Origin of the sequence: Curtobacterium sp. P97 (assembly GCF_023712445.1) — a bacterium.
Lineage (GTDB): Bacteria > Actinomycetota > Actinomycetes > Actinomycetales > Microbacteriaceae > Curtobacterium.
In genome coordinates, this window is the sequence record NZ_JAMAYF010000003.1 from 1 (window position 1) to 22279 (window position 22279).

A 22279-nucleotide genomic window follows, 5' to 3' on the forward strand; every position below is an offset into this window, starting at 1 on the left:
CCCCCCCGCTTCTCGTTGTGCAGAAGCACGTCGTGCCGCAACGCGACCGGACCCGGCGCCGGCACCGGGCGCCGGAGCCGGCACCGGGCGGCGGCCGCCGCGCCGACTCCGCGAGCGACCGAGCGCACCCGGCGCTCAGCCCCCGAGCGCCTCCGTCAGCAGCGCCACCATCGCGTCGAGCTGGATGTCGCCCGAATCGGCGATCTCCTCGTCCGACCCGTCGAGCGCGCGGGCGGCCAGGGACGCCTTCGAGTCGATGAGCTCGGCGATCTTGGTGTCGATCGTCTGCGCCGCGATGATCCGCCACGCGGTGACGGGCTCTTCCTGTCCGATGCGGTGCACGCGGTCGATCGCCTGCGTCTGCTCCGCCGAGGTCCACGACAGCTCGGCGAGCACGACGTTCGACGACACCTGCAGGTTCAGGCCGACGCCGGCGGCGGTGAGCGAGCACACGATGACGGCGACGTCGGGGTCGTTCACGAACGCATCGATCTCGGCCGTGCGCTGTGCGGGCGTCTGGTCACCGCGGACGGTGGCGGTCTTCAGGTGCCGACGGGCGAAGACCTCCTCGGCCTGGTCCATCACGTCGAGGTGCTTCGCGAAGAAGACCACCTTGCCGACGTTCGAGGCGAGCTGCGCCGCGTAGTCCGCCGCCAGCTGCGCCTTGGCACGACCGATCCGCCGCACCATCGAGAACACGTTCTCGCCGGTCGACGAGGCGTCCTGGTCCTCGAGCTCCCACCGCGCGACCTGGCGGACGAGCTTGTGGTCGATGCCGACGACCGGGTCCTGCCCGGTGCGGGCATCGAGCGCCTGGTGGTACCGACGGACCAGCTTCGCGGTGAGCTCGCGCTCGGCGTCGCGGATGGAGCGGCCCTCGTCGCCGTCGAGCTCGACCGGGATGTCGGCGATCCGTCGCGCGGGGATGTCGGCGGCGACGTCGACCTTGCGGCGGCGGACGATGCCCTGGTCGATGACGGCCTTGCGGGCCTCGACGAAGAAGCCGGGGTCGGCCGGGGTGAGCCCGATGTCCTCGAGCTCGTTCATGAGCGTCGCGCGGGGCTTCTTGTCGTCGATCCAGCCGAGGAACTCCCAGATGGTGCGGAAGTCCTCGACCGAGTTGATCAGCGGGGTACCGGTCAGCGCCAGGAACAGCGGCGACGACACCCGCGCACGGATCTGCTCGGCGAGCTGCAGCACGAACCGGGAGCGCTGCGACTCCTTGTTCTTGATGAAGTGGGCCTCGTCGACGACCATGCCCTTGAAGCCGAAGGCCCCGAGCCAGCCGGCGTGCCGGTCGAGGATCTCGTAGTTCACGATGACGATGTCGGCGAAGCCGTCCAGGTCGTCCCCGTCGCCGTGGATGACGGTGGCGGTGCGGTTCGGCACCCAGCGCTCGGCCTCGCGCGCCCAGTTGGTCTTCACGACGTTGGGCACGACCACCAGCAGCGGGAAGGCGTTCGCGGCGTCGGCGGCGAGCAGCGACTGCGCGGTCTTGCCGAGGCCGGGCTCGTCCGCGAGCAGGAACGTGCGGTGTCCCTGCGCCGCGGCGGCGACGAGCTCCGCCTGGTGCTTCATCAGCGTGGTGCCGGACCGCGAGTGCAGCGAGGTCGGCTCCGGCAACGGCATCGACGCCGCGCCACCGCCGGCGCCGTACTCGAACGACTTGAACAGCGGACCGAACAGCTCCCAGTTCGCCAGGCGACGCGGGTGGGCGACGGGCTGGTCGGCGAGGGCGAAGTCGGGCGCGAGGAAGGGGTTGGCCAGCTGGCGCTGCACGACCGCCTGCGGCACGACCGAGCGCACCGGGGCGTCGACCACCGGGGACGGCTCGGCCGCGATGACGAGGTCCTCGGGCTGCAGTTCCATGCCGCCGGCGATCATCATGTCGCGCTTGACCGTGCGGGTCGCCTCGCTCACCGAGGCCTCCTCGGTCAGCAGCTGGATCACGCTGGTGTCCCGCGCGGCGGTCTTCGCCAGGATCGTGGCGACACCGTCGAGACGCTTGAGCTGCTCGGCGCGCTGCGCGTCGGTGAGCTCCGGGTCGGCCTTGACCCGTGCGCGCTCCTCGCGCATCAGCAGCGCGACCGCCTGGAACTTCGACCGGTTGGACGCCTTCAGCGGTCCGCGCTGCGCCGCCGCCTCCACCTCGCGCACCGCGCGGGCGAGCACCGGGATGACGCCGTCGTTGTCCAGCGGGCGGGTACGGCGCGACGCGGTCCGCGTCCCGCCGGCTGCTCGCCGGGTGCCTGATCGAGCCAACGCTCCTCCTGTTCCGCCCGTTCTCCACGGGCGAGCCGCCGTCGTGGCGGGAAGTCCTCGACCGGCGTCTGGCACGACCCCGGTCCGCGGGCCACCCTGGCCCGCTCGTGCGCCGGTCCCGCCGTGGGACGTCCGGTGGACTCCCGCGGTCCGTGCAGCCGGCACCCCTCGGGTGCTCGACACGACGATCCGCGCCGGGACCCGGCGCCGTCGCACGCACGTGGTGCCCGTCGGACGCCCACGGATCCGGTCCCCACGTCGGTCAAGTGACCGACTGCCACGTCCGGAAACGACGCGGCACGCGACGACACGGTGCGTGCTGGACTCAGTTTACTCCCGCACCCCCGACGGAGGCGACTCGACGGGACCCGCGCGCGTCGCGCCTCCCGTCCGACCGCGCGGTGGAGGGGACGCCACGACGGCCGGGAGGCGCTGCCCACCACCACCGCGCGGCCGGCGACCGTCCGACGGCCGGGTCAGACCTGCGGTGCCGACCGCGGACGGAGGGTGCCGGCCGACGGCACCGCCGGCGCCGCCTCGGCGAGCGCCGCACGCGTCGCCGCAAGCAGCTGTTGCGCCGTCCGGATGCCGTTCTCGGACCCGGTCGTCGCCTGCCCACCGGCGTGCGCGAGGAGCTGCGCGCCGATCGCCGGACCGATGCGGTCGGCCTCGGCCGGGTTCCGGGCGACCCAGTCGCGGGCGACCGCGTCGGCGAGCCGCTCCGCCGCTGCCCCGCGCTCGGCGTCCCCACGGGACCGGTGCCACAGGCCGGTGACGACCAGGTGCGCGACGACCGCACCCACGTCGCGGACCGGGAACCCCCAGCCCGCCGTGTCGATGTCGAGCAGGCCGGAGATGCGCCACGGCTCGTCCTCGTCGACGAAGACCTGCTCGAGGTGCAGGTCGCCGTGCACCACCTGCTTGGGGGCGGCCCCCCAACCGATGGACCGCCGCCCGATGCCGTCGTAGAGCTCGTCGATCTCGGCCGCGTCCTGCGGCAGGGCGGCGACGAGCGTGCGCCGGTGCCAGTCGGCGTGGTCCATCGCGTCCGCGCGGGCCTGCTGCGTCATCGGCACCGTCGCGATCCGGCCGGTCAGGGCGGCGAGGGAGGCGACGAACCGCGGGTCGTCGGCGATCTCGGTGATGCGGCTGCCCGCGGGCACCCCGCGGATGCGCTCGAGCACGAGCAGGCCGTCGCCCCGGCTCGACAGCACCCGCGGGACCGGCAGCCCGGCGGCGACGAACTGCTCGTGGGTCTCGACGATCGGCGCGACGCGGTGCGGGCGGACGATCTTCAGGAACAGCACGCGCTCCGGGGCGTCCACGCGCACGACCGCGCGCTTGCCCGGGCGGTAGGCGGCGACCGACAGCGTCGGGGCGGTGACCGGCAGGCCGAGGCCGGCGAGGAGCTCGGCGACGGCGTCGCGGTACGTCACCTGCGGCAGCACCGGGAGGCCCGGGTCGTTCGGGTAGGCCCAGACCGAGACCGGCTCGCCCGTGGCGGGGTCGGTGACGACGGCGCTGTTCTGGTCGTGGGCGCCACCCGTGTCGACGTAGGTCAGGACGGTGGCGCGCTGACCGGCCCGGTCGACGGTGTCGACCTCGTAGCCGTACAGGTAGCCGTTGCCCGACGGCTCGACCGAGTGGGCGCGCGCGGCGACCACCGAGGTCCCGGAGCCGGCGAAGGCCTGCGGGATGATGCGCTCGTGGTTGGGCCACACGGGACCAGTCAACCGTGCCGCGGCGGTTTCGTCGCCATCGTGCACGGCTCGGCGTGCGGCTGGTGGCTACCGTGGTCGTCGTGAACCCGGTCGCGCGCCTCCGCAGTTCCAGCCGCACACCGTTCCTGCAGGTCGTGAAGACCGCGGTCGCGGTGGTCGCGGCGGTCCTGCTCTGCCGTGCGCTCATCGACGGGCCGTTCCCGACCTTCGCCGCGATCGCCGCGCTGCTCGTCGTGCAGCCGAGCATCAACCAGTCGTTCGTGAAGGGCCTCGAGCGCAGCGCCGGCGTGGTGCTCGGCGTCGTGCTGGCGACCGCCTTCCACCTGGTCTTCGGTGACGGCGTCTGGGTCGTGCTCGTCGTCATCGTGCTGGCGATCCTGCTGAGCTGGGCACTCCGTCTGACCCCGACGTCGGCGACCCAGGTGGGCATCAGCGGCATGCTCGTGCTCACCGCGGGGGTCGTCACGCCGAACTACTCGGCCGACCGGGTCCTCGAGACCGTCGTCGGCGCCGTCGTCGCACTCGCGGTGAACGCCGTGATCGTGCCGCCCGTGCTCCTCGAACCGGCGCACCTCGCGGTCGCCCGACTGGCCCGGGACACCGCCGCCGCGTTCGAGCGGATCGCGATCGGCCTCACCGAGGGCTGGGACGCCGAGCGGTGGGACGAGGCCCTGCGCCAGGCGCGAGCCCTCCGGCAACAGCACGCCCGCGCCGAGGCCTCGCTCACCGCGGCGGGCGAGTCGCTGACGATGAACCCCCGTGGTGGCCGGCACCGCACGATCCTGCAGCGGGACACGACGGTCGCGGAGCACCTCCGCGTCCTGGTCACCCGGGTCACCGGGATGACCCGGGCGATCCGCGACAACACGGCGCCGGACCTCCGGTCGGACCCGGTGGTGGGGAGCATCGCGACCGAGGTCGCGCGGATCGGGGCGGACGTCCGAGCACTGAGCGCACGGGTCGAGGCGACGCGGCTGCACCACGCGGAGCGCGACGGCTTCACGGGCACCGCCGCCGACGACACGACGGCCGCGGAGCCCGCGCTGACGGCGCCGCTGGAGGTCGTCCGGCCGAACTCGCGGCACTGGGTGCTCATCGGCGCCCTGCTCGAGGACATCCGACGGGTGCGGGAGGAGCTGCTCGGCGAGGACGACTGAGGCCCGCGCGGCGCGCGGCGTCAGGCCGTGGCGCGGTGTGCGGCGTGACCGGACGCCGCCGGGTGTGCGGCGTCCGCGGCGGGAGCGAGCGTGGGCGATCCCCCGCCCACTGCTGCCGGCTCGGACGCGGCGGCCGGTTCGACGGCAGTCGACTCGACGGCAGTCCGTTCGACCTCGGTCGGCTCCACCGCGGCCGCTGCCTCGACGGCCGTGAGGACGAGTCGGTCCCACAGCGCCGTCCCCGACTCGTGCTCGTCGGAGCGGACCCCCTCGAAGCCCTGGATGGTCGCGACCGCGCGATCGGCGCCGGCCTCGTACGCCGCACGGCTCGCGACGTCCGGCACCGCGCTCAGCAGCTCCGCGACGACCCGCTCGCGGCGGGCGTCCTCCAGCTCGCCGAGCACGTCGATGCCGTGCCGTGCCGCCTCGAGCTCCGCGTGCAACCGGACGATGGCCGGGTGGACGCTGTCGTCCGGACGGTACGGACGGTTCTCCTGATCCTGCATGGTGCCCCCTCGGGACACTGCGTCGGGTACGCCGTGTCCGCTGCGGAGCCTAGCAACGCGCTGCTCGCGAGGCCGATACCCCCCTCTGCGGGACGGACCGTTCTGCCCTCGTCCGGGTGGCGTGGCGGGGTCACTGTGACGAGATTCAGCCTCTTCCCACCCGGAACCGCCCACGGACCGCCGTTCCCTGCCACGATGGGGGCCGAGGAGGTCGATCATGCGCCTGTTGGTGGTCGAGGACGACGACGAGATGCGCGCGCTCATGGAGCGTGGGCTCGCGGCAGAGGGGTACCGCGTCACGGCGGTCGAGAACGGTGTCGAGGCGCTCATCGCCCTCGGCGAGCAGGCCTTCGACCTCGCGGTCGTCGACGTCATGATGCCGGGCATGTCCGGCTTCGAGCTCGCCCGCCGGATCCGCGAGCGGGAGGACCCCGTGCGCATCCTGCTCGTCACCGCACGTGACGCCGTCGACGACCGGGTCTTCGGACTCGACGCGGGTGCGGACGACTACCTCACGAAGCCCTTCGCGTTCGCCGAGCTGACCGCCCGCCTCCGCGCGCTCGGTCGCCGCGAGTCGGCTGCCGGGCAGCGGGTCATCGAGGTCGGCGACGTCGCCATCGACTCCGAGGCCCGACGGGTGTCGATCAAGGGGCAGCGCGTCGCCGTCAGCCCGACCGAGTTCGCCCTGCTCCGGCTGCTCGCCCGGTCGGTCGGGACCGTCGTCGACCGCCCGAAGATCCTCGAGGAGGTCTGGGACGGCTCGCAGCACGTGGACCCGAACGTCGTCGAGCAGTACATCTCGTACCTCCGCAAGAAGCTGACCTCGCACGAGGCGACGGTCGCCATCGCGACGGTCCGGGGCCGCGGCTACCGGCTCGACCTGCTCGGGGCGTGACCGGGTCGGCACCCACGACCGGGACGGTCCGCGGCGGACGCGGCCTGCCCCGGCCGCTCCGGGTGCTCTCGCTCCGCGCCCGCATCACGATCGGCTCGACGGCGATCGCGGCGGTCGTGATCCTGCTGCTCGTGCTCGTCATGCGCTTCCAGGTCGTCAGCGTCGTCGCCAGCGCCACCCGCACCCTGCTCGACGCCGACGTCGACCCGTACGTGGCGACGCTCGAGGTCGACAGCGACCCGGACCTGTCCGCACCGGGCAACGCCCAGCTCGTCGCCGTCGTGGCACCCTCGGGCCAGATCCGGCTGTCGACCATGCCGCCCCGGGTCGAGCGGGCGCTCGGCAGCCTGACGTCGACCGAGTCGGGCACGTCGCTCATCACCGTCTCCGGGTCCGAGTACCGCGTCGTCATCGAGCACCCGGTCAACGCCGCCGGACGCTGGACCGTCGTCGCCGCACGCAACTCGCAGGCCGAGGCGATCGTGGTCGACGACCTCACCACCACGCTGTCGCTCACCGGCCTCGCGATCCTCATCGCCTTCGGCATCGCGTCGTGGGCGCTCGCCACCGCGGCGCTCCGCCCGGTGAACCGGATGCGCCGCGAGGCCGAACGGCTCTCCGTCGCCCCCGAGCGCGCCGAGCTGCCGGTCGGTCCGGCGCAGGACGAACTGGCCTCGCTCGCCACCACGCTGAACGCCTTCCTCGCACGCACCCGCCAGGTGACCGAACGCGAGCGACAGATGGTCTCCGACGCCAGCCACGAGCTGCGCACGCCCCTCGCGATCCTCACCACCCAGCTCGACCTGGCGTCGCTCGACGGCGACGACGCTGCGGCGCTCGCGGCGCACATCGACCGCGCCAAGCGGAGCGTCGCCCGGCTCTCGCGGCTCGCGAACGACCTGCTCACGCTGTCGCGCATCGAGGACGCGGAGGAACGCGAGCAGGACGGCGCGCAGCCGACCACCGCCTGGAGCGACCTGGGCGACGAGGTCATGGCCGCCGTCGACCGGGTGCGCCTCATCGCCTCGGCGAAGGACATCACGGTGGACTTCGACCTCGAGCGGACCCCGGACCCGATCGGAGCGGCGGAACCACGCTTCCGCCTCGACACCGGTGGCATGGCGCAGCTCGTCACGAACACGGCGAGCAACGCGGTCGCCGCACTCCCCCGTGGTGGTGGTGTCTTCGTGTCGTGGCGGGTCGAGGGCGACGAGGGTGTCCTGCAGGTGACGGACGACGGACCCGGTGTCCCGGAGTCGTTCATCCCCGTCGCGTTCGACCGGTTCACCCGACCGGACGAGGCCCGGACGTCGCGCCGCGACCCGGACCCGGCGACGGGCGGGGTGCCGGTGCCGGGCGGCTCGGGCCTCGGGCTCGCGATCGTGCGCGCGATCGCGGAACGGTCGGGAGGCACGGCTGCCCTCCGCAACGTCCGGTCCGGTGGCCTCGAGGTCACCGTGCGCGTCCCCGTGGTGCGCGAGCAGCACGGGTCCTGACCGGTCACTGGAAGTCCCGGGACCGGGTCCGCACCGCCAGCGGCAGGTGCTCGATCCGGTCCGCCACCAGGTTCACCACGCCGTCCGGCGACCGCTCGAGGATCCCCCGCACCACCACGGCCGGCGACTCCCGTGCCACCCGCCGGTACCGGCCCCACACCCCGACGCTGCAGATGACGTTCACCAGCCCGGTCTCGTCCTCGACGTTCAGGAACGTGATGCCCGACGCCGTCGCCGGGCGTTGCCGGTGCGTCACGATGCCGCCCACCTCGACCCGTCGTCCGGTCTCCGCCGTCGCGGTGTCCTGCACGCTGAGCACCCCGCGGGCGCGCAGTCGCGGGCGGACGTGGTGCATCGGGTGGTCGTCGGTCGACATGCCCGTCGACCACATGTCCGCGATCAGGACGTCCCCGCTCGTCATCTGCCCGAACAGCGGCGGCTGCACGGTGACCTGGGTGTCGGGCAGCTGGTCGGGTCGTTCCGCAGCCGCCTGCGCCGCCGACCACATGCCGCTGCGCCGGTCGATCCCGAGCCCGGCGAAGGCGTCCGCTGCGGCCAGGGCCTCGAGCTGCGCGGTCGTCAGCCGGACACGACGGGCCAGGTCGGACATGTCCGTGAAGGGCCCGTGCGCCGCCCGCTCCGCGACGATCGCCTCGGCGCTCCGCCGGCCGAGCGAGGCGACCTCGGCCAGGCCCAGGCGGACGGCGAAGGCCCCGTCGCGTCGGTGCTCCGCGGTGTCGTCGGGCAGCGAGCCGTCGAACGGCAGCACGGGCGGCTGCTCCCCGGCCAGGCAGGCGTCGGCCCCGGTCGCACCGCTCTCGGCGTCGGGCAGGGGCTCCAGCGTCGCGTCGACCGCCGAGCGCAGGATGTCCGGCCGCAGCACCCGCACCCCGTGCCGCCGGGCGTCGGCGACCAGGGTCTGCGGTGAGTAGAACCCCATCGGCTGTGCCCGGAGCAACGCCGCCAGGAACGCCCCCGGGTAGTGCAGCCGCATCCAGGCGCTGGCGTAGACGATGAGCGCGAAGCTGATCGAGTGGCTCTCCGCGAACCCGAAGTTCGCGAACGCCTGGATCTTGGCGTAGATCGTGTCGGCGTCCTCGCCGTGGATGTCGTTCGCCGCCATCCCCGCGTAGAGCTTCTCGCGCAGCCGCTCGATCTTCTCGAGGCCACGCTTCGAGCCCATCGCCCGGCGGAGCAGGTCGGCGTCGTCCCCGGAGCACCCGCCGACGGCGATGGCCATCTGCATGAGCTGCTCCTGGAAGAGCGGGACCCCGAGCGTCCGCTCGAGCACGGGTTCGAGCGACGGGTGGATGTACGTGATCGGTTCCTCGCCCGTCCGGCGCCGGATGTACGGGTGCACGGCACCGCCCTGGATCGGACCGGGACGCACGAGCGCGACCTCGATCACCAGGTCGTAGAACCGCCGGGGCAGCAGCCGCGGGAGGGTGCCCATCTGTGCGCGGGACTCCACCTGGAACACCCCGATCGTGTCCGCACGGCAGAGCTGGTCGTAGACGCCCTGCTCCTCCTTCGGGATCGAGTGCATGTCCCAGCGCTCCCCGCAGTGTTCGTCGGCCAGGTCGAACGAGTACTGCAGCGCCGCGAGCATCCCGAGCCCGAGCATGTCGAACTTCACGAGCCCCATGAAGGCGCAGTCGTCCTTGTCCCACTGCAGCACGGTCCGGCCGTCCATGCGGGCGTGCTCGATGGGCACGACCTCGCCGACGGGCCGGTCGGTGAGCACCATGCCCCCGGAGTGGATGCCGAGGTGCCGTGGGAACCCGAGCACCTGCTGGGCCATGTCGACCACGGTGTCCGGGATGTCGTGGTCCTGGCTCTCGGTGACCGACCCCCACCGCTCGACCTGCTTCGACCAGGCGTCCTGCTGCCCGGGGCTGTGCCCGAGCGCCTTCGCCATGTCCCGCACGGCGCCCTTCGGCCGGTAGGTGATGACGTTCGCGACCTGCGCCGCGTTGAACCGTCCGTACTTCTCGTAGACGTACTGGATCACCTCCTCGCGCCGGTCCGAGTCGAAGTCGACGTCGATGTCGGGCTCCTCGTCGCGCATCGCCGACAGGAACCGCTCGAACGGCAGTCCGTACCGGATGGAGTCGACCGCGGTGATCTCGAGCAGGTAGCAGACGGCCGAGTTCGCCGCCGAGCCGCGCCCCTGGCACAGGATGCCCCGCTGCCGGGCGTACTGCACCATGTCCCGCACGATCAGGAAGTACCCCGGGAAGTCCTTGTCCGCGATGACGGACAGCTCCCGCTCGATGCGCTCACGCTTCTGCGGGTCGACACCGTCGGCGCTGCCCGGGTAGAACCGACGGGCGCCCTGCCAGGTGAGCTCGCGCAGCCACGACATCGTCGTGTGCCCCTCGGGGACCTCGACGTCGGGCAGCCCGGGCTTGGCGGTCCGGAGCCGGAACCCGAGCTCGTCGGCCAGGTCGACGCTCGTCTCGACGGCGCCCGGCCAGCGCGCGAAGCGCGCGGCCATCTCGGCACCGGACCGCAGGTGGGCGGTCGGGGCCGCCGGCAACCAGCCGTCGATCTCGTCGAGGCTCCGCCGTGCCCGCACGGCCGCCAGCGCGGTCGCCACGGGGAAGCGGTCGGGGGTCGCGTAGTGCACGTTCCCGGTCGCCACGACGGGGAGTCCGTGCCGTGCCGCGAGCGTCGCGAGGACGTCGTTCCTGGCGGTGTCGAGCGGTTCCCCGTGGTCGGTCAGCTCGACGACCACCCCGGCCGTGCCGAACCGGTCGAGCAGCGCACGCAGGGCCTCGTCCGCCGCCGACTCGCCCCCGCGCTCGAGGGCCTGGCGGACGGTGCCCTTCCGGCAGCCCGTGAGGATCCGCCAGTGTCCGTCGGCCTGCGCCGCGAGCTCGTCGAGGTCGTACTGCGGCCGCCCCTTCTCGGCCCCAGCTGCCAGGTTCGCCCGCGTGACGGCCGCGGCGAGCCGGTGGTAGCCGTCCTGCCCGTCGGCGAGCAGCAGCAGGTGTGTGCCCTCCGGGTCGGGGACGCCGTTCTGCGGTTCGGTCAGCCCGAGGGACAGCTCGGTGCCGTACACGGTCGTCACGGTCGGGTACGCCTCGGCCACCTCGGCCATCCGGGCAGCGCCGTAGAACCCGTCGTGGTCCGTCAGCGCCAGGCCGTGCAGGTGCAGGCGTGCGGCCTCCTCCACCAGGTGCTCCGGACCGCTGGCGCCGTCGAGGAAGCTGAAGGTCGAGTGCGCGTGCAGCTCGGCGTACGGCACGACCGGGGCGTCGTCGTCGGCGGCGGGGGTCGGCGGGACGTACCGGGACCGCTTCCGCGACCAGGCCGGGCTGTCCCCGCCGTCGCCGGCGTGCGCACTGTCCGGCCGCTTGTCCGACAGGGCGCGTTCGAACTGCGACCACGGGATCGGTGGGTTGCTGTAGCCCATCAGGTCTCCTTCACGTCGCGACCGCCTCGGCCCACCACCGGTGGTCTGCGAGCACCAGGTACCAGGCCCGGCCGTCGTCGTCGACGACCTGCAGCCGGTGCAGTCGCCGCCCGCCGGCCTCCCACCAGCGCACGACGAGCGGCCACGGCCCCGCCCACGCGGTCACGGACGCGAACCGGCCGCCCCGCTCGCCCTCGGCCCGGAACCGCTCCGGCACCGCGGTCAGTGCGCCGCGGTCGTCGACGTCGACGGTGTCACCCCCCGCAGCGACGACGTCCACCGGACGGGGTCGCTCGAGCACGGTCGCGGGTGGCGGCCCCGGGAGCCTGCCGGGCCACGGCCGGTCGCGGACGGTCGCCAACGCCCGCTCGCCGCCGACCGGGGCGTCGCCCCACGGCACGAGCACGACGCGCTCGGCCAGCGTGCGGCCCCCGCCGATCCGCGGGGTGACCACGCCCTCGTGCCCGACGAGCCCCTGCACCCGGGCGAGGGCGTGGTGCACCCGCTCGTCGGGTCCGGTCCCCCAGAGCCCACGCTCGTGGTTCGACGCGTCGTCGACCGCGACCGGCTCGAGCACCACCTGGACCACGGGCGCCTCGAGCCCGGAGGGGTCCACACCGCCGGCGAGCTGCCAGCGCACGCGGTCGACGACGTCGGCGGCGTCGAACCAGCGCGGGTGCACCCAGGTCCGTTCGAGCAGGAGGTCGCGCTCGTCGACGATGCCCACCCGGATCGTGGTCGCGACGAGTCCGGCCGCGCGCAGCCGTGCGGCGAAGTCGTCGGCCGAACGGCGGAAGGCGAACGCCACCTGGTCGGCACGGTCGAGCGGTGGCTCGAAGGACGCCTCGACCCGGAGCTCCGGCGGGACCGCCCGCGCTGCGACCTCGCGCGGGTCGCGACCGCCCGCCAGCCGGTGCAGGAACGCCCCGGCGACACCGAACCGGTCGCGCACCTGCTCGTCGCCGAGCGCGGCGAAGTCGCCGAGCGTGGCGATGCCGAGCCGCCCGAGCACCATCGCCAGGTCCGGGTCGCCGAGCACGCCGAGCGGCAGGTCCGCCAGGAACGGGGCCGAACCGCCGACCGGCACGATGCGCACCCGCTCCCCCGGGCGCACGGGACGCGACCGCGCTGCCTGTTCCGCCGCGAACGGGGTGTCCGCCACCCCGGCACGCACACCGGGCGCACCGTGGTCGGCGGCGATCCCGGCCAGCGTCGCCGCGGCCGCCCGCTCGCCGCCGTAGTAGCGCGCAGGCCCCCGGGAGCGCAGGGCGATCGTCCCCGGTCGCAGGACCTCGACCCCGGGGACCGCTTCCTCGATCGCACGGATGACGGGTTCGAACGCGCGGTGGTCGAGTGCGTCGTCGTAGGGCTCGACCACGAGTTCCGGGCAGCGCGCCTGGGCCTCGCGCACGCGGAGGCCCCGCACCACCCCCTGCTGCCGGGCACTGGCCGAGCTGGCGAACACCACCCCCTTCGCCACCAGGGCGAACGGGTGCTCGGGCGGCGACCCCGCGGCCCGGGCGGCGGCGATCACCGGCCAGTCCGGGCACCAGAGCACGATCGTGCGCGCAGGCGGTGGTTCCGGCAGGGCGCCGCCACGGGCCAGGGCATCGGCACGCACGGCCCCCGGCCCCGGCACCCCGGCGCCGGCGGTCCCCCTGGTCGTACCGCGCGGCGAGGCGGCACGGGCCCGTCCCCGCGGGCTCACGACGCCACCGCGACCGGGCGGAGCACCCGCGACTCCCCTGCGCCGTCGACGGCCGCGCTGCCGACGCCGCCCGGAGCGCCCGTGTCCGTCCCACCGGCACGGGCGACCAGGGGCGCGGCGGGTCGCACCGCACCGTCCGCCGCCGGGAGCAGCAGGTCGGCGCTGACGGGTCGACCTGCTCCCGCGCGGCCGGACGCCGTCACCGTGGCACGCCGCTCCGCCAGGTACCCGTGGCCGTCGCCGATGCCGGTCCACACCGAGCCGCTCACCCGCAGCGTGACGTCGGCGCCCGGCCAGGTACCGAGGGCGACGAGCGCTCCACCGCGCTGCCGCAGCCGCGCGGACAGCCGCGAGGCGTCGCCGGGCACGACCCGGCCGAGCGGTCGCGTCAGGACGATCTGCGCCACGTCGGCGAGGGCTGCAGTCACCGTGAGCCACTGGTCGCCCGGATCGGGCACGAGCACGAGTCGTTCGAGGTCGATGCCCATCGCCGCCGCCGCCTCGACCCCGAAGGACGGCACACCGACCACGGCGCACCAGGCCCCCTCGGCCGAGGCCGCCTGCAGCATGGTCATCGCGAGCAGCACGGACTCCTGCACGGCGTAGGAGCCACCGACCCGGATCGCGCCACCGGGCAGCAGCGACCGCAGGGCGTCGGCGGTGGGGAGCCCCTGTACGTCGACGCGGGGTGCTTCCATCTCGGACACTCGGGAGCGCAGCGACGTGATGCGTTCGAGCGCCGCCCGGGCGTCCCCCAGGTGGTCGACGCGCCGGGTCGGTCGGGACGCCCCGGAGCGGCCCCCGGGGCGAGCGGGACCGTCGGGCCCGGTCGCCCCCTCGGGCCCGGGCGACAGGAGTGCCGCCGCCGTCTGCATGCCCTCATATTCGAACATGTGTTCGATGATGTCAACCGGGTCCGACATCCGGTGGACAACCACTTCGAACACCCGTTCGACACGCCCGACCGGTGCCGGGACGCGGTCCCGACCCACGCCCGGGCACCCCGCTCACCAGCGGGCCGAGACCCCCAGTGCTCCGAACACCGACCGGGTCTTCGTCTCGACCTCGTCCGCCTCGTCCGACGCGACCGACGACCACGTCACCGCGCCTCCGGCCCCGAACGTCCGGACGCGTTCCGCTCCCCGGTCGTCCAGCACCGTCACCAGTGTGCGGATGGCCACCGACAGGTCGACCGCACCGTCCGCGGAGAAGTAGCCAACGACCCCCGAGTACACGCCCCGCGGTGCCCCCTCGAGCCGGTCCGCGATCGCCATCGCGCTGATCTTCGGCGCCCCGGTCATCGATCCCGGCGGGAACGCAGCGCGCACGAGCGCTGCACGGGACGCCCCGGCCGGCAGCACGGCGGACACCGTCGACACGAGCTGGTGCACGGTCGCGTAGGTCTCGACGTCGCAGAGCCGCTCGACGTGCACCGACCCGGGCACCGCCGAGCGGAGCAGGTCGTTCCGCAGCAGGTCGACGATCATGACGTTCTCGGCGCGGTCCTTCGGGCTCGCCGCGAGCGCCGCGCGCGCCGTGGCGTCACGTCGCGGGTCCAGGTCACGCGGGCGCGTGCCCTTGATCGGCTCGGCGACGACCGTGCCGTCGGCACCGACCCGCAGGAACCGCTCCGGCGAGCGGCTCGCGACCCGCAGCGTGCCGAGTCGCAGGTAGGCACCGAACGGGACGGGGTCCGCCCGCCGCAGTCGCAGGTACTCGACCAGGTGCGGGTCCGTGGCGGGCGCGGGCAGGGCCTCCCGTCCGGATGCACCGACCGCGAAGGCGGTCGTGAGGCACACCTGGAACGCGTTCCCCTCACGGATCTCGGCGCGGCACGCCTCGACCGCTGCCTCGTACGCGTCGCGGGACACGCGCCCGTCCGCACCGGCCTGGAGGCCCGTGGTGCCGTCCGTCGCGTCGACGGACGGCCGCCCCGTGTGCGGCCCCGCGAGCCACGCCCGGTTCGCCGCACTGGCCGTCGGTTCGTCGTCGGTCACCAGGGCGAGCGCCCAGGCACGACCGTCGGCGTGCACGACGAGCGCGCGGTCCACGAAGCGCAGGTCGGCGTCCGCGTGTGCCGCGGCGCGGTCGGGGCCGCCGGACTCGCGACCGAGCTCGTACCCGAGGAACCCGACCCAGCCGAGCGCGAACCCGCAGCCCGGAACGGGGGCCTCGAGCTCCGGGGTCCGGGTCAGCAGGTCGTCGAGCACGGTGAAGGCGGCACGCGCCTCGGTGCGGGACGGCCCGAACCACCGCTGCGCAGCGGACGGGACCTCGAGCACCGCGTGTCGGTCCTCGTGCCGGAACCGCGTCGCGAACGGCCCGTCCGTGTGGGCGAGGACCGACCACCGGGCGCGTCCACGAGCGGCCTCCGGCGCACCCTCGGGCAGCCCGGAGTCGAGCCAGACGACGTCGGAGCCGGTGGCAGCCGCCAGCGCACCGAGGTCCGGCGCGACGTCGAGGCGACGCGCGAGGACCCGCGCTCGGGTCAGACCGCGGCGATCGTCCACGAAGCGGCGTGCGCGGCACCGGGTGCGAGCACGACGAGCCCGGACTCCTCGCCAGCGTTGAAGGCGTCCGGCGCGCAGGTCATCGGTTCGACCGCGAGGCCGACGCGGTGGTACTCCGGCACGACGTGGTCAGCGGTGTGCACCTGCGCCCAGCCGCACTCCGGCCCGAAGGACACCCGGACCCCGTGGCCGTCCGCCGCGGTGAGCACGATCGTCGCCAGCCCGTCGCCGTTCCGGTCGAACCCGGTGAACGCGTGGTCGATGAAACGGTCGCCGATCGCGGTCGCGGTGCGCAGGTCGAACTCGTCGTGCACGGGGGCGGTGCCGGTCGGCACGAGACGGTCCTCGGTGACCTCGAGCACCTCGGCGGCGGGCAGGGTGAGGGTCCAGTCGTCGACGCGACCGGCGCCGGCGACGAGGTACGGGTGCGGCCCGGTCCCCCACGGCGCCGCGTCCCCACCGGTGTTCGTCCCGGTGACGGTCGTGTGCAGTCCGTCGGCGTCGACGCGGTACTCGACGAGCACCTCGACGCGGTACGGGTACCCCTCCTGCGCGGGGACGGTCGTGGCGAGCACGGCACGGTCGGGCTCGTGGGCCACGATGCGGAAGTCGGTCCAGGCGACGAGGCCGTGCAGCGCGTGGTGCCGCTTGGGTTCGGTCAGGGCGAGCTCGTGGTCGTGTCCACCGAAGGTGTACCGGCCGTCGACGACCCGGTTCGGCCACGGGGCCAGGACGGCGCCGCGGAAGGCCGGACGGACCTCGTCGGCGGCGAACGGGACGACCAGGTCGCGTCCGTCGGCGCGGAGTGTCCGGAGCGACGCCCCGACCGAGGCGATCTCGGCGGTGTACCCGCCGGCGGTGATCGTCAGGGCGGACCCGGACAGCGGAGATCCGGCCAGGTGAGGACCGGTCGGCTGGGAACCGGTCACGGGGGCGTCGTTGCTCATGCGCAACAGCGTACTGGGGTGCGGCGGCCCGGAACGACGAAGCCCCGCCGGGTGTCCGGCGGGGCTTCGTCGTGTTCTTCGGTGGATCTGAGGGGACTCGAACCCCTGACCCCCTGCATGCCATGCAGGTGCGCTACCAGCTGCGCCACAGACCCAGATCGTGTTGCTCCGTGCCCCCGTTCCCGGCGGCACCATGAAAGCGTACACCACGCGAACGCCGGGTGACGAAATCGTCTCCGCCACCCGGGCGCGTCGCTACTACGCCGTGTGGTCGACGGGCAGTTCGAGCGGGATCGTCGGGCAGTCCGACCAGAGGCGCTCGAGCGAGTAGTACTGACGGTCTTCCTCGTGGAAGACGTGCACGACGATGTCGCCGAAGTCGATGAGGACCCAGCGGCCCTCGGTCCGGCCCTCGCGTCGGAGCGGCTTGGCGCCGGCAGCGATCAGACGGTCCTCGACCTCGTCCGCGATGGCGAGCACGTTGCGCTCGTTCCGGCCGGTCGCGAGCAGGAACACGTCGGTGAGCTGCAGCGGCCCGGTCACGTCGAGGGCGACGAGGTCTTCGGCCTGCTTCGCGTCGGCCGCCTGGGCGGCGATCTGCACGAGTTCCAGTGCGCGTGAGGAGGCGGTCACGGAGTCCTTCCGGTCGTCGGCACCGCGCTCTGCGGGTCCGTGTGGTGGGTCCTGATCATAGGCCACCCCGCCGACAGCGGCCAGGCCGGTGGGCCGGGTCGGGCGACGGGGCGACGTTCGACGAGGGGTCGGCGGGCGGTCAGCCGCCGAGGTGGGTGGTGAGCAGGGCGACGATGATGACCCCGGCGGCCGCCAGACCGACGGCGCCGACGGTGACGCCGAGGATGACCGGGGTCCGGGACTCCTTCGGCTTCGCGGCGGCGAGCACGACCTGACGGGTGGACGTGTGGCTCGACACCGCACGGCTCGCCCGGACGGGGCTCGCGTCCGTCTCCGGCTGCTCGTCGTGCTGCTCGAGCAGACGGTCGACCTCGGACCCGTCGATCGGTCGGTGTGACCCGGTGGAGGACAGCGACGCGGGCAGGTCGATCGAACCGGTCAGGATGACCTCACCCGTGGCGTTCAGGGCCCCGGTCGGGTCGGCCAGCGCCGAGTTCGGCAGCACGATCGAGTTGGTGTCCTGCACCGCGACGCGGCGCGTGCCCGTCACGTCGTGCACCTCGGCGTCACCGGCGTCCCGCGCCTGCTGGGTCCAGTGACCGGCCGGCGGTTCGAAGGCCGTCGTGACCGGCTTCGGCTCGGGGCTCCGACGGAACGCGGCGGGGACGCGGGGGGCGTCACCGACGGCGTCGACACCGTCGTCGGGACGGGAGTCCGTCGCCGGCGTCGGGCGCTGGATCGGGACCTCGTTCGTGTCGTCGTCGAGCGACAGCGGGAAGACGACGGGCGTCGAGGACGAGGCCATCGGCGCCGACGACGGCGACACTCGGGGAGCATCGTCGTCCGCGGCACCGTCCGAGCGCCGTGCGTCGTCGTCGGTCTGGCGGTCGTCGGTGGCCTGGCCGTCGTCGGTGGCCCGGGCGTCGTCGGTGGTCGGGGCGTCGTCGGTCTCCGGCGGCGCCCAGGTCGTGCGGTGGCGTCGGGGTTCCTCGGCGTGCGCCGCGGCCTCGCTCAGGGGCTCGATCGCGTCCGGGGAGCCGTCGGCCTCGGTCGCCTGGGCCACCGCAGCGGCGTCGAGCATCTCGGTCTCGGCGGCAGGCTCCTGACCGGGTGCGTCCGTGGCGTCGCCGGTCCCGTCCGTCGCCTCGGAGGCGTCGACGACCGGGGTCGGGGCGAGCGGGACCTGGGCGGACCGGACCGGGTCCTGCGCCGAGGTCGGACGATCCGCGGACGCCGGGACCGGACGCGGCGGGGTCGACGACCCGCGGTCTGCCGAGGCCGGGCGCGGACGCTCGGTGTCCTGGTCGAGGTGACCGACCGACCCGATGACGTCCTGGACGGTGCGGTCGGAGGACTGCGGGGTCGGCGCGCGCAGCGGCACGGGCTGCACCGCCTGCCCCTCGGCCTCGCGCATCAGGCGGAGCTGACGACGGGTGAGGCCGCCGGTCCCCGGCACGATCTCCGTCGCCGAGGCCGGAGCCGGGGTGAGCGGGAACACCGCGCTGGCGGGCTGCGGGGCAGGAGCGGAGTCGCCGGAGGTGGGACGGGCTGCCGACTGCGCGGGGCCGCTCGGCGACGGCGCGACGTGCGAGCCCGGTCGACGACGGGCCTCGGGCTGGTCGGACGGTGCTGCGACGGTCGGCGGCGGGGTGACCGGCTGCCCGCCGGCTGCGGCGGCACGCTCCCGCTCGCGCGCCTCACGCCGCGAGAGAGGCGGCTGCGCGTCGGACGAACTCATGCAACGCTCCGATACAGGTGGTGCTTGGAGATGTACTGGACGACCCCGTCGGGGACCAAGTACCACACGGGGTGGCCGCGCCTGACCCGGTCGCGGCAATCCGTCGAGGATATCGCCAGTGCAGGGACTTCGAGCAAGCTCACGTCTCGTTCGGGGAGTCCGGTGATGCTCAGATCGTGGCCCGGACGGGTGACCGCGACGAAGTGCGCGAGGTCCCAGAGACCATCATGATCCTTCCAGTCGAGGATCTGCTGAACGGCGTCCGCGCCCGAGATGAAGACGAGCTGCGCATCCGGTCGCTGGTCACGCAGGTCGCGGAGCGTGTCGATCGTGTAGGTGGGCCCCGGACGGTCGATGTCGACCCGGCTGACCGTGAACATCGGGTTCGACGCCGTCGCGATGACCGTCATCAGGTACCGGTGTTCGGCGTCGGTGACGTCCGACTTCATGTACGGCTGACCGGTGGGGACGAAGACGACCTCGTCCAGGTCGAAGGCGCGCGCGACCTCGGACGCCGCCACGAGGTGCCCGTGGTGGATCGGGTCGAACGTGCCGCCCATCACGCCGATGCGTGGGCGCCCCGTGCTCTCGAGCATCGAGCGGCGTGTCAGAGCTTGGTGTGACCGAACTCGTCGACACCCGTCTCGTGGTGGCGGGTGGCCTCGAACTTGTGCGAGTGACGGTACGCGACGTCGCGGAAGCTCCAGGTGACGAACCCGAGGAACGTGAAGAACAGCGCGCCGCACATCGGGAAGACGAACGCGGGCACCCCGGAGGCGTGCTCAGCAGCTTCTGCGAGGAAGGTCATCGGTCCGGTGCTCCGTTCGATCGGGTGGGAAGTCGCGGCCCAGTCTAGCCGCGGATCTGTCCGTGCCCGCGCACGATCCACTTGGTGCTGGTGAGCTCGGGCAGTCCCATCGGGCCGCGCGCGTGCAGCTTCTGCGTCGAGATGCCCACCTCGGCGCCGAAACCGAACTCGCCGCCGTCGGTGAAGCGCGTCGACGCGTTCGCCATCACCACCGCGGAGTCGACCTCGGCCAGGAAGCGCTCGGCCGTGTCGACGTCGTCGGTCACGATCGACTCCGTGTGGTGCGTCGACCACCGCGCGATGTGCGCCATCGCCGCGTCGACGTCGGGTACGACCCGGATCGACAGGTCCAGGTCCATCGACTCCGTCGCCCAGTCCGCATCGGTCGCGCGGAGCACGCCGGGGACGATGGTCCGGGTGGCGTCGTCGCCGCGCAGGGTCACGCCGGCGGCTCGGAGGCGGTCGGCCAGCACCGGCAGCAACCGCTCGGCAGCCGCCTCGTGCACGAGCAGCGTCTCGAGGGCGTTGCAGACACTCGGCCGCTGGACCTTGCTGTTCAGCACGATGTCGACCGAGCGCTCCAGCGGTGCCGACGCATCGAGGTAGACGTGCACCACGCCCGCACCGGTCTCGATCACGGGCACCTGCGACTCGGTCACGACGGTCTGGATGAGCGAGGCACTCCCCCGCGGCACCAGGACGTCCACGAGCCCGCGAGCACGCATCAGGTCGGTCGCCCCCTGGCGCCCGAACTCGTCGATCGTCTGCACGAGGTCCGCCGGCAGCCCCACCGAGGCCACCGCCCCGCGGATGCGCTCGACCAGTTCGGCGTTGGTGCGCTGCGCTGCAGATCCGCCACGGAGGACGACGGCGTTGCCGCTCTTCAGCGCGAGCGCGGCGATGTCGACGGTCACGTTCGGGCGCGCCTCGTAGATGGCCCCGACGACCCCGAACGGCACGCGGACCTGGGTGAGCTGGAGTCCGTTCGGCAACCGAGACCCGCGAACGAGGTCGCCGACCGGGTCCGGCAGTCCCACCACGTGCTCGACCGCCCCGGCGAGGGCGTCGATCCGTGCGGTGTCGAGGCGCAGGCGGTCGAGCAGACCGGAGGAGAGCCCGCCGTCCTCGCCCGCCACGAGGTCTCCGTGGTTCGCCGCGACGATGGCGTCCGTCCCGGCACGCAGGGCGACCGCGACGGCGCGCAGTGCCTGGTCCTTGACCGCCGTGGTCGCCGTCGCGAGCGCCGTCGAGGCGGCACGCGCCGCGACCAGCTTGTCGGTGAGGGTGGGGGCGGTGACGGTCGGCGACATGGTCCGATACTAGGTCGGCCGCCGGGCTCGTGACGCTGGTGGGGTCATGCCTGTGGAGACGGCCGGGAGGCGCGACTCCGGTGCAGGACTCGGCTCACGTCCGCGAGTGTCCGGCACCGCTCGCGATCCTGCCGCCGGGGCGGAGCGTGCCGCGGTGAGACGCCGCCGTCGGCGCGGGACGGTCCGGTGCCGCCGAGACGGACTCGCTTCCGGCGGCGTCTCACCCGCTCCGCGGCGTCTCGACCGAACGCCGGCGTCTCGACCGCAGGCCGACGTCGACCGAACGCCGGCGTCGCGACCGCAGGCCGACGTAGCGGGCCGGCACCGTGCCTCCAGGCCGACCGAGTCCCGTCAGCGCCGCGGCGCCGCGTGGAACCAGGTGCCGACGTGCTCCCCGGCCAGTGCCCGGTCGACGAGCGCGGTCCCGGTGACGAGCACCGACGTCCCCGCCTCGGCCGCGAGCCGGGCCGCGGCGACCTTCGTGCCCGCTCCGCCGGTCCCGACGCCGGCCGCCCCGACCGACCCGAAGGTCACGCCGGCGAGCTCGTCGCCGAACGGGACCTCGTCGATGGGCTCGGCCCCCGGGTGCTCCGGCGGACGGGTGTAGAGCGACGCGACGTCGGACAGCAGCACGAGCGCGTCGGCCCCGAGGAGCCGCGCGACGAGGGCCGCGAGCCGGTCGTTGTCCCCGAAGCGGATCTCGTGGGTGGCGACCGTGTCGTTCTCGTTGACGATGGGGAGCACCCGCAGCGCGAGCAACCGGTCGACCGCCCGCTGCGCGTTCACCCGGTGCGTCGGGTTCTGCATGTCCCCCGCGGTGAGGAGCACCTGTGCCGCGACGATGCCGTGCCGGTCGAGCTCCTTCTGGTACCGGAACATGAGCACGTTCTGCCCGGTCGCGGCCGCTGCCTGCTGGGTCGCCAGGTCCTCGGGGCGTCCCTCGAGCCCGAGGAACGGGAACCCGGTGGCGATGGCACCGGAGGACACGAGCACGACCTCGGTGCCGCGCGCATGTGCCGCGGCCAGGGCGTCCACGAGCGCGGCGATCTGCCCGGTGTTGTCACCGCTGACCGACGACGACCCCACCTTGACGACGAGCCGACGCGCACGCGGCACGTCCTGCCGCCGGCTGACGGGCCCGAGGTCGGTGCGTGCGCGCGCGTCGGTCAT

General features: G+C 73.8%; 17 protein-coding genes and 1 tRNA gene. 3 read left to right on the top strand and 15 right to left on the bottom strand.

From position 1 onward, the window contains the following. Window positions 1–135: 135 nt before the first annotated feature. Entirely contained in the window at window positions 136–2262 is a 2127-nt protein-coding gene (locus M3677_RS03455) for a DEAD/DEAH box helicase (protein WP_066653205.1), read from the bottom strand. A gap of 476 nt (window positions 2263–2738) precedes the next feature. Continuing rightward, a complete protein-coding gene (locus M3677_RS03460) occupies window positions 2739–3983 on the bottom strand; it encodes an aminoglycoside phosphotransferase family protein (protein ID WP_251159797.1) in 1245 nt (414 codons plus the stop codon). 80 nt (window positions 3984–4063) lie between these two features. Between M3677_RS03460 and M3677_RS03465 the strand changes: the two genes are divergently transcribed. After that, complete coding sequence (locus tag M3677_RS03465) at window positions 4064–5140, top strand: aromatic acid exporter family protein (RefSeq protein WP_081985243.1); 1077 nt, start codon at window positions 4064–4066, stop codon at window positions 5138–5140. 20 nt (window positions 5141–5160) lie between these two features. On the opposite strand, the gene M3677_RS03470 is transcribed toward M3677_RS03465, so the two are convergent. Continuing rightward, window positions 5161–5646, bottom strand: coding sequence for a hypothetical protein (locus M3677_RS03470; RefSeq protein WP_066653198.1), 486 nt, complete (start codon window positions 5644–5646; stop codon window positions 5161–5163). Between the two features lie 217 nt (window positions 5647–5863). Here M3677_RS03470 and M3677_RS03475 point away from each other — a divergent pair, with 217 nt between their 5' ends. Then, window positions 5864–6541 (top strand): response regulator transcription factor, encoded by a 678-nt coding sequence (locus M3677_RS03475; protein ID WP_066653196.1) that lies wholly within the window; start codon window positions 5864–5866, stop codon window positions 6539–6541. Then, window positions 6538–8037 (top strand): HAMP domain-containing sensor histidine kinase, encoded by a 1500-nt coding sequence (locus tag M3677_RS03480; RefSeq protein ID WP_251159798.1) that lies wholly within the window; start codon window positions 6538–6540, stop codon window positions 8035–8037. The genes M3677_RS03475 and M3677_RS03480 overlap by 4 nt, the downstream gene beginning before the upstream one ends. Before the next feature lie 4 nt (window positions 8038–8041). Here the strand turns inward: M3677_RS03480 and M3677_RS03485 are convergent, their stop codons facing one another. The 12 genes from M3677_RS03485 to proB form a co-directional block, all read right to left on the bottom strand. After that, window positions 8042–11455: an error-prone DNA polymerase gene (locus tag M3677_RS03485; protein ID WP_251159799.1), complete on the bottom strand. Its 3414-nt coding sequence runs from the start codon at window positions 11453–11455 to the stop codon at window positions 8042–8044. 10 nt (window positions 11456–11465) lie between these two features. Next, the gene (locus M3677_RS03490; RefSeq protein ID WP_251154858.1) at window positions 11466–13076 is read right to left on the bottom strand and encodes a DNA polymerase Y family protein; all 1611 of its coding nucleotides are present in this window, start codon (window positions 13074–13076) and stop codon (window positions 11466–11468) included. A gap of 83 nt (window positions 13077–13159) precedes the next feature. Then, complete coding sequence (locus M3677_RS03495; RefSeq protein WP_251159800.1) at window positions 13160–14056, bottom strand: hypothetical protein; 897 nt, start codon at window positions 14054–14056, stop codon at window positions 13160–13162. Between the two features lie 114 nt (window positions 14057–14170). After that, window positions 14171–15673 carry an anthranilate synthase component I family protein gene (locus tag M3677_RS03500; RefSeq protein WP_251159801.1) on the bottom strand — a complete coding sequence of 501 codons (1503 nt, stop codon included), beginning with the start codon at window positions 15671–15673 and terminating at the stop codon, window positions 14171–14173. After that, entirely contained in the window at window positions 15652–16620 is a 969-nt protein-coding gene (locus tag M3677_RS03505) for an aldose 1-epimerase family protein (protein ID WP_251159802.1), read from the bottom strand. Before M3677_RS03505 ends, M3677_RS03500 begins: the two co-directional genes overlap by 22 nt. 82 nt (window positions 16621–16702) lie before the next feature. Beyond that, window positions 16703–16775, bottom strand: a tRNA-Ala gene (locus M3677_RS03510). A 103-nt stretch (window positions 16776–16878) separates the two neighbouring features. Next, on the bottom strand, window positions 16879–17253 hold the full coding sequence (gene rsfS / locus M3677_RS03515; RefSeq protein WP_066653181.1) for a ribosome silencing factor: 375 nt from the start codon (window positions 17251–17253) through the stop codon (window positions 16879–16881). Window positions 17254–17392: 139 nt separating this feature from the next. Beyond that, complete coding sequence (locus tag M3677_RS03520) at window positions 17393–18991, bottom strand: hypothetical protein (RefSeq protein ID WP_251159803.1); 1599 nt, start codon at window positions 18989–18991, stop codon at window positions 17393–17395. Next, window positions 18988–19587 (bottom strand): nicotinate-nucleotide adenylyltransferase, encoded by a 600-nt coding sequence (gene nadD / locus M3677_RS03525; protein ID WP_081984738.1) that lies wholly within the window; start codon window positions 19585–19587, stop codon window positions 18988–18990. The genes M3677_RS03520 and nadD overlap by 4 nt, the downstream gene beginning before the upstream one ends. An 11-nt stretch (window positions 19588–19598) precedes the next feature. Then, window positions 19599–19799 (bottom strand): hypothetical protein, encoded by a 201-nt coding sequence (locus M3677_RS03530; RefSeq protein ID WP_058728434.1) that lies wholly within the window; start codon window positions 19797–19799, stop codon window positions 19599–19601. A 44-nt stretch (window positions 19800–19843) separates the two neighbouring features. Further along, window positions 19844–21109 (bottom strand): glutamate-5-semialdehyde dehydrogenase, encoded by a 1266-nt coding sequence (locus tag M3677_RS03535; protein ID WP_066653179.1) that lies wholly within the window; start codon window positions 21107–21109, stop codon window positions 19844–19846. Window positions 21110–21460: 351 nt separating this feature from the next. Further along, a complete protein-coding gene (proB, locus tag M3677_RS03540) occupies window positions 21461–22279 on the bottom strand; it encodes a glutamate 5-kinase (RefSeq protein ID WP_066653176.1) in 819 nt (272 codons plus the stop codon).